12 protein-coding genes are annotated in these 13,299 nt (G+C 60.3%); all 12 read left to right on the top strand.

The annotated features are described in order from the left end of the window. Window positions 1–2: 2 nt before the first annotated feature. The 12 genes from QMX84_RS03915 to QMX84_RS03860 all read left to right on the top strand — a co-directional run bounded on the left by QMX84_RS03915 (window position 3) and on the right by QMX84_RS03860 (window position 13,256). On the top strand, window positions 3–764 hold the full coding sequence (locus QMX84_RS03915) for an energy transducer TonB (protein ID WP_282363218.1): 762 nt from the start codon (window positions 3–5) through the stop codon (window positions 762–764). Window positions 765–810: 46 nt separating this feature from the next. Beyond that, entirely contained in the window at window positions 811–3,051 is a 2,241-nt protein-coding gene (locus QMX84_RS03910; RefSeq protein ID WP_282363217.1) for a TonB-dependent receptor, read from the top strand. Between the two features lie 73 nt (window positions 3,052–3,124). Then, window positions 3,125–3,772 carry a MotA/TolQ/ExbB proton channel family protein gene (locus QMX84_RS03905; RefSeq protein WP_048372726.1) on the top strand — a complete coding sequence of 216 codons (648 nt, stop codon included), beginning with the start codon at window positions 3,125–3,127 and terminating at the stop codon, window positions 3,770–3,772. 19 nt (window positions 3,773–3,791) lie between these two features. Next, window positions 3,792–5,516 (top strand): bifunctional metallophosphatase/5'-nucleotidase, encoded by a 1,725-nt coding sequence (locus QMX84_RS03900; RefSeq protein ID WP_282363216.1) that lies wholly within the window; start codon window positions 3,792–3,794, stop codon window positions 5,514–5,516. Beyond that, window positions 5,513–5,929, top strand: coding sequence for a cytidine deaminase (locus QMX84_RS03895; RefSeq protein WP_048372724.1), 417 nt, complete (start codon window positions 5,513–5,515; stop codon window positions 5,927–5,929). The genes QMX84_RS03900 and QMX84_RS03895 overlap by 4 nt, the downstream gene beginning before the upstream one ends. A 77-nt stretch (window positions 5,930–6,006) precedes the next feature. Next, a complete protein-coding gene (locus QMX84_RS03890) occupies window positions 6,007–7,266 on the top strand; it encodes a NupC/NupG family nucleoside CNT transporter (RefSeq protein ID WP_262124479.1) in 1,260 nt (419 codons plus the stop codon). A gap of 68 nt (window positions 7,267–7,334) precedes the next feature. Further along, a complete protein-coding gene (deoC, locus tag QMX84_RS03885; protein ID WP_282363215.1) occupies window positions 7,335–8,108 on the top strand; it encodes a deoxyribose-phosphate aldolase in 774 nt (257 codons plus the stop codon). Next, window positions 8,108–9,430, top strand: coding sequence for a thymidine phosphorylase (deoA, locus tag QMX84_RS03880; protein ID WP_282363214.1), 1,323 nt, complete (start codon window positions 8,108–8,110; stop codon window positions 9,428–9,430). The genes deoC and deoA overlap by 1 nt, the downstream gene beginning before the upstream one ends. After that, window positions 9,427–10,668, top strand: a complete 1,242-nt coding sequence (locus QMX84_RS03875) for a phosphopentomutase (RefSeq protein WP_282363213.1) — start codon at window positions 9,427–9,429, stop codon at window positions 10,666–10,668. Before deoA ends, QMX84_RS03875 begins: the two co-directional genes overlap by 4 nt. A gap of 2 nt (window positions 10,669–10,670) precedes the next feature. Next, window positions 10,671–11,381 carry a purine-nucleoside phosphorylase gene (gene deoD / locus QMX84_RS03870; RefSeq protein ID WP_282363212.1) on the top strand — a complete coding sequence of 237 codons (711 nt, stop codon included), beginning with the start codon at window positions 10,671–10,673 and terminating at the stop codon, window positions 11,379–11,381. A 50-nt stretch (window positions 11,382–11,431) separates the two neighbouring features. Then, window positions 11,432–12,520, top strand: coding sequence for an endonuclease/exonuclease/phosphatase family protein (locus QMX84_RS03865; protein ID WP_282363211.1), 1,089 nt, complete (start codon window positions 11,432–11,434; stop codon window positions 12,518–12,520). Window positions 12,521–12,635: 115 nt separating this feature from the next. After that, on the top strand, window positions 12,636–13,256 hold the full coding sequence (locus QMX84_RS03860) for a TetR/AcrR family transcriptional regulator (RefSeq protein WP_048372709.1): 621 nt from the start codon (window positions 12,636–12,638) through the stop codon (window positions 13,254–13,256). The last annotated feature ends 43 nt before the right edge of the window (window positions 13,257–13,299 follow it).

Genomic DNA, 13,299 nt, shown 5'->3' with positions numbered 1-13,299 from the left:
TCATGTCGGTTCTTTTCAAATCCCGCAAAGCAATCGCCTGTCTTCCAGCGATTTGCCTGCTGGCGGTGGCCATTCATAGCGCCACCCACACGACCTTGAAGATCACGCCGAAGTACGACGATACAACCGTCGAAATCGCCTTGATCGATCCTGAGGAGTTGCTCCCGCCGCCGCCTGAACCCGAGCCTGAGCCAGTGGTTGAACAACCGCCACCGCCGCCGGAAATCGAAGAGGCCGAAGCGCAAATCGAAGAGCCGCCACCACCGCCACCCAAGCCCAAGCCGCCGGCACCAAAACCGCCGCCGCCCAAGCCCAAGCCGCAAGTGGTCAAGGCCGCACCGACACCGCCCAAGCCTCAACCCGTGGTGCAGGCACCGGCCCCCGCGCCAACAGCAGCACCGCCTGCGGCAGCCCCGGTGACCAGACCTGTTGCGCAAGTGCCACACACCAACCCGGCAGACCAGGAGAGCCGCTACACCGCTCGCCTGCTGGCGGAGTTAGAGAGATACAAGCAATACCCGCGAGGTCGCGAAGCTTCATTACAACGCCCGGAAGGCAATGTGGTGGTGTGGTTGCTGATTGATCGAAGCGGCAAGGTGCTCGATTCGGGCATTGAAAAGAAGGCGGCAAACATGTTGCTCAATCGAGCAGCACAAACAAGCTTGAAACGCCTCGACCAAGTTGTGCCTTTTCCCGACAACACTTTTTCGGGTAAGGATAAATACCGCTTTAGCGCCACGCTTGTATACAACATTGAGCAATAACTAAAACCACTTCTGCTCCACTCATGATGTTCAAGAGGAAAGCGTTTTGAAACTCAATACTTTATTTGCAACGTTGCTGGCCGTTGGGGTTGGCGGCTGGACTTTGTCTGCGCTCGCGCAAGATTCAGTTGATATAGGTGACGTTAAAGTAACCGGCCAAAGTCTGGGCAATGGCCATATGGTTCAGGAAGACTCGGCCAAGAGCCGCTCCACTGTGACCAAAGAGGCGATGGACGAAATGGCACCCACTGCCAACGCCCTCGACAAACTCAAGTACACGCCCGGCATCAACGTGTCCAGCACCGACGCCTCGGGCCTCAGCGGCACCAGCTTCACCATGCGCGGCATGAACTCCGACCAGGTCGGCGTCTCGGCTGACGGCATCCCGATCAACGACTCGGGTGACTACTCGATCTATCCAAACTTGCTCGGCGACCCGGAAAATTTCAGTGAAATATTCGCCACTCAAGGTTCTTCGGAAATTGACGGCCCGCATATTGGTTCCAGCGGTGGCAACATCGGCCTGGTGACCCTGCGTCCGACGAAAGACTTTGGTGTTTTCGTTAAACAAGCAGTGGGTTCCAACAGCCTCGACAAATCGTTTGTGCGTATTAACACCGGCGATATCAATGGTTTTAAAACCTATATATCGGCGTCGCACACCGAAGGTGATAAGTGGCGCGGTAAAGGTGTTGTACGCGCAGACAAAGTTGAATGGAACACGTTGTTTGAAGACGGCAATGGCAACTCGACCAACGCCATCATTAAATACAACCGCCAGGACAACTATAACTACAACACGCTGAGCAAGGCGCAGTTCGAGAAGTCGGGTCGCAGCCTTGATTACGCAGAAAACCCGATCTACAACAGCAGCGGCAAGTTGACCTCGTATTACAAGATCAACCGTAACCCGTTTGAAAACGTGTCCGCCACGCTGACCCAGCGCTTCCAGCTGCGCGACGACCTGTCACTGTCCATTGCGCCTTACTACATGTGGGCCAACGGCGGCAGCTTCAGCGGCCAGACTGCGTCCGCCCTGTCGTCCACCAGCAGCAAAGCCGGCAACTACGACCTCAAGGGCCTGCCGTACGACACCTACTACCGCCCTTCCTGGACCGAAACCTGGCGTACAGGTATCTACAACAAGCTGAAATGGGACATGAACGAGTCCCACAGCATCGACCTGGGCTACTGGTACGAGCGCGCCCGTCAGCGCCAGACCCAGCCATTTATCAGCATCGATGCCAACGGCGCGCCAAGCGACATCTGGGGCGATTACAACTCCGGCAACCAGGTTAAAGACAACAATGGCGTAACCGTACAAGGCCGCCATCAGTACACCGTTACCCCGGCACAGAAACTCTCGCTGCAAGACACCTGGATCGTGACACCCGACCTGACCCTGGTCGGTGGCCTTGCCTACCAGTACGTCGAGCGTGATGGTAACAACCTCGGCGACCTGTACAACAAGCCTGAAAAGCGTGACGCCAAGTACCACCAGTTCCTGCCGAACTTCAGCGCCCGTTACCAGATCAACGAGCAGAACCAGGCGTTCTATAACATCACCCGCAACATGCGTACCCCGCCTAACTACGTGCTGTACAACGTCGGCGACTCGATCAGCACCAAGCCTGAGCTGAGCTGGAACCAGGAACTGGGCTGGCGCTTCACTAAGGACGACATGGCGCTGAGCGCAACGTTGTTCCATATCTCGTACCGCGACCGTCAGTTGTCGACCACCAACTCGGATGGCGACTACGAAATGCTCAACGTCGGCAGTGTGGTCAACAAAGGTCTGGAATTGGAGTGGAGCGGCCTGCTGCCGTACAACTTCAACTACTACACCTCGTACACCTACACCGATTCCGAGCAGAAAGACGACATCACAATCCGCAACAGAAACCTGCCGACCGCGGGCAAACAACTGGCCAACGTGCCGAAAAACATGCTTAACGCCAGCATCGGTTGGGACAACAAACGCTACTACGCCAACATCGCCGGCAAATACGTCGGCAGCTACTACGGCGACTTGACCAACGACCAGGAAATCGCTGGCCGTACCACCGTTGACCTGAGCGCCGGTGTGCGCCTGCCAGTCGACAAAAAGATCTTCAAATCTGCCGCCATCCGCGTCTCGATGCTCAACGTTTTCGACAAGGAATACCTGTCGTCGGCACGCACCGTGGTGCTCAACGCCGCGCCGGTTAACGGTCTGAACGCTGCAACGCCGTACTACAACGTCGGTGAAGAACGTACTGCCATGGTTTCGTTTGAAGCCAGCTTCTAACCCTTGATTTGACCTGTAACCAGGCCCGGCTAAACAGCGGGCCTGGGCTGTACCCACCCATAGGAAGAACCTGATGAACATGAATCTGCTGCACGATCTCACTTTCTACGTCATGTACGGCGCTGCTGCGCTGGCCGCCTTTGTCGTCGTTGAACGTTGCATCTTTTTCAGCTACTCCCTGCGCAAGGCCCGCCAACTGGTCCCGGCCATCAGCGGCAAAGTGCGCAGCGTCGACGACCTGCCAGCAGCCTTGACCCAACGTGACAGCCTGCCGCTGCAACTGCTCTCGCAAATTTACGACGGCCGTCGCCAACTGCACTCGCACCAGGAACTCGAAGACCTCGGCCAAGCCATTTACATCTCCATGCGCGGCAAGCTGTCCCACAGCCTATGGATCCTCGAAGCCGTCGTCGCCGGCGCACCGCTGCTGGGTTTGCTCGGCACCATCATGGGCATCATCGACACCTTCAAGGCCCTGGCCGAAGCCGGTGTTTCCGACCCGGGTGAAGTGTCCCGCGGTATCGGTACGGCGCTGTACGCCACCGCGCTGGGTATCGCCATTGCACTGGTGGGCATGGTCTTCAACAGCCACCTGCAAGACCGCCTGGAACTGATCAACGACAACCTGAAAATGCTTCTGCTGCGCGCAGGCCTGGGCACTCAGTACGTCGCCTCCCCTACGCCTGCCGCCTCGCTGGCCGGCCAGCCACGTACCGCCTGAGCCAAGCCAAGGAGCCCCCATGTCGAATGTATTCTCGCGCCTGTGCCAGGCCAGCCTGATTCTACCGCTGGCCATGGCAATAGCCGCCTGTAACCCGCCCGGCAAAACGGTCGAGGTCAACATTGCTGCCATCAACGACTTCCACGGCAACCTCGCACCCAACCCGTTCACCTACGCCGATGCCTCGGCGCCCGGTGGCAAGGTGACGATGCAGGCGGGCGGCATCAACGCCCTCAGCGGTGTGGTCAGCGAATTGCGCAAAAAAGACCCGCAAACGCTGTTGGTCGGCGCCGGGGACATGATTGGGGCCAGCCCGCCGATGTCTGCCATGTGGGCCGACGAGCCGACGTTGACGGCTCTCGGCACCCTGGGGCTGAAATTCAGCGTAATCGGCAACCATGAACTGGATCAGGGCACGATTGAGTTGCAACGCCAGATCAACGGCGGCTGCGACTCACCTCGCCCGGAAAAGGCCTGCCTGTACAGCAAGGATTACAAAGGCACGCGCTTCCCCTATGTGGCAGCCAACCTGATGGACGCACAAACCGGCAAGACGCTCTTTCCGGCTTACCAGATTGAAGAAGCCAACGGCGCGAAAATCGCGTTCGTCGGTGCCGTGCTGCGCAATGTGTCGACCTATGTCAGCACCCAAAGCATGAACGGCCTGTACACCATCGATGAAGCCGAAGCGGCCAACGCGCTGCTGCCAGAACTGCACAAGCAAGGCGTGGACGCGGTGATCATGGTGATTCACCAGGGCGGCGAAACCGCCGAATCCTTCGACAAGACCGATTGCAGCCAGCTCAAGGGCGACATCCTCGATGTGACCAATCGTCTGGCCCCGGAAATCAAGGTGGTGATCACCGCGCACACCCACCAGGGCTACATGTGCCGCCTGGGCGACAAACTGATCACCCAGGCCAGCTCGTACGGGCGTCTGGTCACGCACCTGAACCTGAAGATCGACACCGGTAAGCACCAGTTGCTGGATGCCAAGGCCGAAAACATTGTGGTCGACCCCAAGCGCTACCAGCCGATGCCAGAAATCGCTGCGCAACAGGCCGAAGTCGAAGCCCGCAGCCATGAGCAACTGAACAAGCCAATCGCGCGCATGGCCGCAACAGAAGTCAAACGCACACTCAACGCCGCAGGCGAGTCCGCCATGGGCGACCTGGTGTCCGATGCGCAATTGCATGCCACCCGTTCGCTGGGTGCGCAAGTGGCGTTCATCAACCTCGGCGGGATCCGTACCGACCTGATTCTTGACCCGGGCCAGGACCAACTCAGCTACAGCCAGGTGGCCTCGGTCCAGCCCTTCAACAACACCCTGAACATCCTCACCCTGACCGGCGCACAGCTGAAACAACTGCTGGAACAACAGTGGCAAAACAACGGTTTCGGCTTCTACCCGTTGCAGCCGTCGTCTTCGCTGACTTACAGCTGGGATGCCAGCAAACCTCAAGGTGACCGGGTACTGGCCAACAGCATGAAAATTGACGGTGTGCCGGTGATTGCCGACTACCCGTACCAAGTCACGGTCAACTCGTTTATGGCCGGTGGCGGCGATAACTTCACGGTCTTCAAGGACGCCAGCGAACGTCTGGACACCGGTCTCAATGACCTCAATGCGCTGATCGACTACCTGCAAGCCAACGACCGCGCCGGTAACCCGGTGGGCGAACACACCCCCGCGAAGCGCATTCACAAGGTCGACGATGCATTGGCCAAGAGTGCCCAGCGATGAGCCGCACGGCCCAAGCGCAAGCACTCTACGAGCGCCTGCTGCCCGAGGCCATTGCGGCCTCGAAAGCCGCCTGGTGCCCGCACTCGGACTTCCCTGTCGGGGCCGCGTTGCTGACCGCGGATGATCAAATCATCCGCGGCTGCAACGTCGAGAACGTCTCGTATGGGCTGACCAACTGCGCTGAACGCAGCGCACTGTTCAGCGCGATTGCCCAGGGACATGCCCCCGGCAGCTTCAAGGCGATGCTGGTGTATGCCCCCAAAGTGGCGCTGATTTCCCCCTGCGGCGCCTGCCGTCAGGTCATGCACGAACTCATGCTTGCTCACTGCCCGGTGTTTTGTGTCGGGCATCAAGAATCGGCCAGCCGCGACTGGACCATCGAGCAACTGTTACCCGGCGCTTTCCGTTTTTAACGACCCACTGCCCTGCCCGCCGCAGCACCCCACAGAGGTGCAGGCGATTTCGCTGCTTTACACATGGGAATGCAGTCATGAGCTTCATTGGTGTAGGTGTATTGATCCTTCTGGCGGTATTGCTCTCCAGCAACCGCCGGGCGATCAAGTTACAAACAGTGGGCGGAGCCTTTTTACTGCAAGCAGGCGTCGGTGCATTCGCGCTGTACGTGCCATGGGGGCAGACCACCCTGGCGGCCATTTCCAACACCGTTTCGTCGCTGCAAGACTATGCCAACGAAGGGATCAGCTTTCTCTTCGGGCCGCTGGCCAGCGAGAAGATGTTCGAAGTATTCGGCCATCAGGGGTTTGTCTTTGCGATCAAGGTGTTGCCGCTGATTGTGTTCTTCAGCAGCTTTATTGCCATTCTTTACTACCTGGGCGTGATGAACGTGATCATCCGGGTGATCGGTGGCGCCTTGCACCGCATCTTGGGCACCAGCCGCACCGAGTCGATGTCGGCCACCGCCAACATCTTTGTCGGCCAGTCCGAAGCGCCGATGGTGGTGCGCCCGTTTCTGGCCAGCATGACCCGCAGCGAACTGTTCGCGGTGATGGCGGGCGGCCTGGCCTCGGTGGCCGGCTCTGTATTGATCGGCTACGCCAGCCTCGGCATCGAGCTTAAATACCTGATCGCTGCCAGCTTTATGGCCGCCCCCGGCGGGTTGCTGATGGCCAAACTGATGGAACCTGAAACCCACCTGCCCCATGACGACCCGAGCTGCGTTGAGGTGTACCCCGAGGACAAACCGGCCAACGTCATCGACGCTGCGGCACTGGGCGTCAGCAACGGCCTGCACCTGGCACTCAACGTCGGCGCCATGCTGCTGGCCTTTATCGCCCTGATCGCCATGCTCAACGGCATTCTCGGCTGGTGCGGCGCCTGGTTCGGCCTGCCGCACCTGAGCCTGCAACTGATTCTTGGTCACCTGTTTGCGCCGCTGGCGTTCCTGATTGGCGTACCTTGGAGCGAAGCCACGGTTGCTGGCGGATTTATCGGTGAAAAACTGGTGCTCAACGAGTTTGTTGCTTACGTCGACTTCGCGGCTTACATCGATCCGGTGCAAGCGGCAAGCAAAGGCGTCAGTGTGTTGTCGGCCCACACCCAAGTCATCGTGACCTTTGCCCTGTGCGGTTTTGCCAACCTCTCATCAATCGGCATCATCCTCGGCGGCCTGGGGGTCATGGCCCCCTCCCGTCGAAAGGATCTCGCCCGCATGGGCCTGCGCGCCGTCACCGCCGGGACATTGTCTAACCTTATGAGTGCAGCACTGGCCGGCGTGTTTATTTCACTGTGAAACGCACCTTATTACCCCAACAGGCGCCCACCACTGACCGGGCGCCCTTGAAAGATCGAAGAACCGACATGAATGACACCGAACTCCAACTGGCACGTCGAGTCATCGCCCTGCTGGACCTTACCTCACTCAACGCCGACGACACCGACGCCAGCATCCTGGCGCTGTGCCGCAAGGCCCTGACCCCGGTCGGGCCTGTCGCCGCAGTGTGTGTCTACCCGCAGTTTGTCCGTTTGGCGCGCAGCACCCTGAATACCCTGGGTGGCGACTCGATCCAGGTGGCCACCGTGTGCAACTTCCCCGCAGGCGATGCGCCGCTGGCCGAGGTGCTGGCGCAAATTCGCCAGGCACTGGCAGACGGGGCCAACGAAATCGATGTGGTTTACCCGTACCGCGCCCTGATTGGCGGCGACGAACAACGCGGGCGCGAGCTGGTCGCCGCCTGCAAAGCGCTGTGCGAAGGCCGAGCGCTGCTCAAGGTGATCCTCGAAACCGGTGAACTCAACGCCTTGCTGATCCGCCGGGCGAGCATCGATGCCATCGAAGCCGGCACCGACTTTATCAAGACCAGCACCGGCAAAGTGAAAATCAACGCCACCCCTGAAGCGGCTGAATTGATGTTGCATGTGATCGCCAAAACCAACCCGAACGTCGGCTTCAAGCCCGCCGGCGGCATGCGCATGCTGGGCGATGCAGCGGTGTACCTGTGGCTGGCCGAACACACCCTTGGCAAAGACTGGATCTCGCCGCGCCACTTGCGCTTTGGCGCCTCCAGCCTGCTCGACAACACGCTTGAACTCATCGGCCTGAGTGCCGACACCCCAGCGCAAGGAGCGTACTGATGAACTGGTTGCCACAAGAAGTCATTCGCCGCAAAAGCGCAGGCCTGACCCTCAGCGACAGCGATATCCAGCGCTTTGTTCGCGGCATCACCGACAACAGCATCGGCGAAGGCCAGATCGCCGCCTTCGCCATGGCCGTGATGCTCAAGGGCATGACGGTGCAGGAACGCGTCGCTTTGGCGCTGGCCATGCGCGACTCAGGGCAAGTCATGAGCTGGGACCTGCCGGGCCCGGTGGTCGACAAACACTCCACCGGCGGGGTCGGTGACATGGTCAGCCTGCCGCTGGCACCGCTGCTGGCCGCCTGCGGTTGTTACGTGCCGATGATCTCCGGACGCGGCCTGGGCCACACCGGTGGCACCCTCGACAAACTCGACAGCATCCCCGGCTACAACAGCCTGCCCTCCCCTGAGCGCTTGCAGGCCATCGTCGCTGACGTGGGTTGCGCGATCATTGGCCAGACCGGTGATCTGGCCCCGGCCGACAAGCGCCTGTACTCGATTCGCGACGTGACCGCGACCGTCGAATCCATCGACCTGATCACCGCCTCGATCCTCAGCAAAAAACTGGCGGCGGGCCTCGATGTACTGCTGATTGACGTCAAAGTGGGCAACGGCGCGTTTATGTCCACGGCCGACAACGCTGTGGCCCTGGCCGACTCGCTGGTGTCCGGGGCCAACGGCGCCGGGGTCAAGACCCGCGCCCTGATCACTGACATGAACCAGCCGCTGGCGCGCTCGGCGGGCAACGCGCTGGAGGTCGAAGAAGCGATTGCCCTGTTGCGCGGTGAAGTGCGCAGCGAGCGCCTGTGGGAAGTAACCCTGGCGCTGGCCACCCAAGTGTTGCTCTGTGCAGGCCTGGCCAGCAGCGCCGAACAGGCCCGTGAGCACTTGCTTGACGCCTGGCGCAGCGGTGAAGCCCTGCGCCGCTTCTCACGCATGGTCGAAGCACTCGGCGGCCCGGCCGACCTGGCCCAGCACCCGCAGGCCTACCTGGCCTCAGCCGAGGTAGTGATCCCGGTCTGCGCCCCGGTGTCGGGCGTGGTCAACAGCATTGATACCCGGGCCATCGGCATTTGCGTGGTGTCTCTGGGCGGCGGCCGCCTGCACCCGCAAGACCGCATCGACCCGAGCGTCGGCCTCAGCCAGTTAAAACTCCCCGGCGAGCACGTTGAAGCCGGTCAACCGTTGGCCATGGTGCATGCCAGCAACCCGTTCAAGGCCGAGCAAGCCGCCAAGGCCGTGCTTGCGGCCTATACCATTACCGAGCACACCGACAGCGCCTCGCCGTTGATCGTGCAGCTGTTGATGGAGGCTTCATGAGCCGGGCACTGCTGCTGGTGCTCGACTCTTTCGGCATTGGCGCCAGCGCCGATGCCGACGCCTTTGGTGACAGCGGGGCCAACACCTTGCTGCATATCGCCCAAGCCTGCGCCCGTGGCGAAGCCGACACCCCACAACGCCAAGGGCCGCTGCACTTGCCCAACCTGGCCCGCCTCGGGCTGGGGCATGCCGCGGCATTAAGCGCCGGGGTGTTCCCGCCCGGCCTGCCAGCCGAGAGTCAGGTTGATGGCGCCTACGGCTACGCCCGTGAGCTGTCCAGCGGCAAAGACACACCGTCCGGGCACTGGGAAATGGCCGGTGTGCCGGTGCTGTTTGAGTGGGGTTACTTTACCGAACAGCAAAACAGCTTCCCGCCCGAACTGCTGGAGGCTTTGATCGCACGGGGCAACCTGCCGGGCATCCTCGGCAACTGCCACGCCTCCGGCACCACTATCCTCGAGCAACTGGGCGACGAGCATCGGCGCAGCGGCAAACCGATTCTCTACACCTCCGCCGACAGCGTGTTGCAAATCGCCGCCCACGAGGACGACTTTGGTCTTGAGCGGTTGCTGGCCCTGTGCGAAATCGCCCGTGAATTGTGCGATGCGTACACCATCGGCCGGGTCATCGCCCGGCCCTTTAAAGGTGATAGCCCGAGCACCTACGTGCGCACGGGCAACCGCCATGACTACACCGTGCCGCCGCCCGCCCCGACCGTACTTGACCGTTTGTGCGAAGCCGGTGGCCAGGTTTTTGCCGTGGGCAAGATCGGCGATATTTTTGCCCACCGTGGCATCAGCCGACTGTACAAGGCCGACGGTAACGATGCGCTGTTCGACGCCACCCTCAGCGCGCTGGCCGATGCACCGGACCGCACGTTGATTTTCAGCAACTTTGTCGACTTCGACATGCTCTACGGCCATCGCCGTGATATCCCCGGCTATGCCGCAGCGCTGGAGGCCTTCGACCGGCGCCTGCCCGAGTTGCTCGTGCAGATGCGCCCTGACGATCTGCTGCTGATGGGTGCTGACCATGGCTGCGACCCCAGCTTTGCCGGCAGCGATCACACCCGCGAACACATTCCCGTGTTGGCCTGGGGCGCAGGCATTACGCCTGGCAGCCTCGGCGAACGCGACAGTTTTGCCGATTTTGGTCAGACCCTGGCCGATTTCTTCAGGCTACCGCCATGCTCCCATGGGCGGTCTTTTCTTCTCGATACACCGGCGCGAGGCAACTGATCATGGCCACTGTGCACATCAACGCCGAACCTGGCGCCTTTGCAGACACCGTGCTGATGCCCGGCGACCCGCTGCGCGCCAAGATGCTCGCTGACACCTACCTGACCGACGTGGTGCAGGTCAACGGCGTGCGCAACATGCTGGCCTACACCGGCCGCTTTAACGGCCAGCGGATCTCGGTGATGGGCTCCGGCATGGGCATCCCCTCGGTGTCCATCTATGCCCACGAACTGTTCAGCCAGTTTGGCGTGGAACAGATCATCCGCGTCGGCAGTTGCGGCTCGGTGCAGCCCCACGTCCAGCTCAGCGAGCTGATTATCGCCATGGGCGCCTGTACAGATTCCAACGTCAACCGCAAACGCCTGGCCGGCCACGACTTTGCCGCCATCTGCGATTACCGCCTGCTTGAGCGCGTGGTGCGTCAAGCCGACAGGCAAAAACTGCCGGTACACATCGGCAATATTTTTTCCGCCGATCTGTTCTACGAACCAGAGGCAGGGCTGTTTGAACGCATGCAAAAAATGGGCTTGCTGGCCGTAGAAATGGAAGCGGCCGGGCTGTATGGCGTTGCCGCCGAGCTGGGTAAAAAAGCCCTGACCGTCCTCACCGTCAGCGACCACATCCTCACCGGCCATAAGCTCAGCGCCCAACAACGCCAGGACGACTTCCACGCCATGATGCAGTTGAGCCTGGAGGCGCTGACCACTCCGTAACCCCTAACGCTTAAGACCAACACTTCCCTACTTGCCTGGATCGATCCACCATGAAATTCCTCCGTGCCCCTATCGCCATTGCGCTGAGCGTCCTGTGCCTGAGCGCCTGCACCCCCCATCACAGCGCCGACTCGGCGCGGGTGTCGCTGATGACCTATAACGTCGAAAACCTCTTCGACACCGTGCACGACGAGGGCAAGGACGACTACGCTTACCTGCCCCTGAGCGTCAAGCAAGCTCACCCGGAATACCTCGCCACCTGCACCAAAATTGACGTGGCGGCGTGGCGCAAGGAGTGTGAAGAAAACGACTGGACCGACGCCCTGCTCAACGAAAAACTCAAACGCCTGAGCGCCGTCATCCAGCAGATCAACCAGGGCCGTGGCCCGGACATCCTGATGCTCGACGAAGTTGAAAACATCAACGTGATTGAGCAGCTCAACAGCCACCTCGGCAAGTCGAACTACCAGACCCGTGTGCTGATCGAAGGTTGGGATGCGCGGGGTATCGACACCGCCGTGCTCAGCCGTTTACCGCAATGGGACAAGGCCCGCCTGCACCGAGTGCCGTACAAAGCCTTGGGCAACGAAGACCAGGAACGCGTGAGCAAAACCCGCGGCATCCTTGAAGTGCGCTTGCTGCTGCCGGGTGGGCAAAAAGCCGCCGTGTTCGCCGTGCACCTGCCATCTGGCGGCGCTCCGGGCTACCTGCGCCAGCAAGCCGTGGCGTATCTGGCACAGCTGAAAAGCGAACTGCCAAGCGATGTGCTGCCCATTGTCGGCGGTGACTTCAACATCAATGCCGGGGAAGAAAAACAGAACGGCTATATCGCCAAAGACCTGGCCCGCACCTGGGCCGTCTCGCAATTCATTGGCTGCAATGACTGCAAAGGCAGCTACTACTACCACACCAAACGCGAGTGGTCGTTCTTCGACATGCTGCTGTTCCCCAAGCAAATGACCACGGCGGGCGGCTTCAATGGCTGGCAGGTCGACCCGGCGAGCATCCGGTTAGCCAACCGCAGCCCGTACCAGGTCAATCGCTGGGGCAGCCCGGCACGTTTTGACAGTGCCCGGCATGCCGAAGGCGTGTCTGACCACTGGCCGCTGTACGCAGAAATCTTCCGCACTGCGCCATAAAAAGGCGGACAGGTCGGCCGTCTGTTCAGGCGGCTGACCTGATTGTCGTGAATGATTTGAACTATGCTACGCACGCATAGACCCGAGCTGATCCTTCGCCCGAATATGGAATTCGATGACCAATCCTAAAGTTAAAATCCGCCGAAAAAACGTCGAAAAAATCCTTTTAGCTGCGGAGAAAATTTTTGCCGAACAAGGCTATGCCGGGACCAAAATGGCCGACATTGCCCTGCATGCCGAACTGCCACGCTCCAACCTGCATTACTACTTCACCACCAAGGAAGACCTCTACCGCGAAGTGCTGGTCAACCTCCTCGGCACCTGGGACCTGGAAGGCGACTGCTTTGTACAGTTCGACGACCCGCGCGTGGTACTGACCAGCTACGTGATGAAAAAAATGACCCACTCGCGTTTGCGCCCCCACGGTTCAAAACTCTGGGCCAACGAGATCATGCGCGGTGCGCCCCTGTTTCAGGACATGCTCGAAGAACACATGTCCAAGGGCGCCAAATTCATGGAAGAGAAGATCCGCCAGTGGGTTGAAGAAAAACGCATCAACCCGGTAGAGCCCTCTGCCCTGCTGTACATGATCTGGGCCTCGACCCAGCACTACGCGGACTTCGACTACCAGGTCAACGTGCTCAACGGCCACCAGCCGCTGTCAGACCAACAGTTTGATCAAGCGGTACAAACCATCACCACGGTCATCCTGCGCGGCATCGGGCTGGAGCCGTAGGCTGCCCTAGCCCCCGCCTCGCGATCTTTCAAGATCAAAAGAT

Origin of the sequence: Pseudomonas sp. PS01297 (assembly GCF_029959305.1) — a bacterium.
GTDB lineage: Bacteria > Pseudomonadota > Gammaproteobacteria > Pseudomonadales > Pseudomonadaceae > Aquipseudomonas > Aquipseudomonas helleri.
Note: the sequence above shows the minus strand (reverse complement) of the source record. Positions and strands in the feature narration are given on the sequence as shown.

Excerpts from the sequence above, each read along its gene's own strand:
- QMX84_RS03915 (WP_282363218.1), top strand. The coding sequence starts at position 3 with ATGTCGGTTCTTTTCAAATCCCGCAAAGCAATCGCCTGTCTTCCAGCG.
- QMX84_RS03895 (WP_048372724.1), top strand. The coding sequence starts at position 5,513 with ATGAGCCGCACGGCCCAAGCGCAAGCACTCTACGAGCGCCTGCTGCCC.
- QMX84_RS03875 (WP_282363213.1), top strand. The coding sequence starts at position 9,427 with ATGAGCCGGGCACTGCTGCTGGTGCTCGACTCTTTCGGCATTGGCGCC.
- QMX84_RS03860 (WP_048372709.1), top strand. The coding sequence starts at position 12,636 with ATGACCAATCCTAAAGTTAAAATCCGCCGAAAAAACGTCGAAAAAATC.
- deoC (WP_282363215.1), top strand. The coding sequence starts at position 7,335 with ATGAATGACACCGAACTCCAACTGGCACGTCGAGTCATCGCCCTGCTG.
- deoA (WP_282363214.1), top strand. The coding sequence starts at position 8,108 with ATGAACTGGTTGCCACAAGAAGTCATTCGCCGCAAAAGCGCAGGCCTG.
- deoD (WP_282363212.1), top strand. The coding sequence starts at position 10,671 with ATGGCCACTGTGCACATCAACGCCGAACCTGGCGCCTTTGCAGACACC.
- QMX84_RS03890 (WP_262124479.1), top strand. The coding sequence starts at position 6,007 with ATGAGCTTCATTGGTGTAGGTGTATTGATCCTTCTGGCGGTATTGCTC.
- QMX84_RS03905 (WP_048372726.1), top strand. The coding sequence starts at position 3,125 with ATGAACATGAATCTGCTGCACGATCTCACTTTCTACGTCATGTACGGC.
- QMX84_RS03865 (WP_282363211.1), top strand. The coding sequence starts at position 11,432 with ATGAAATTCCTCCGTGCCCCTATCGCCATTGCGCTGAGCGTCCTGTGC.
- QMX84_RS03900 (WP_282363216.1), top strand. The coding sequence starts at position 3,792 with ATGTCGAATGTATTCTCGCGCCTGTGCCAGGCCAGCCTGATTCTACCG.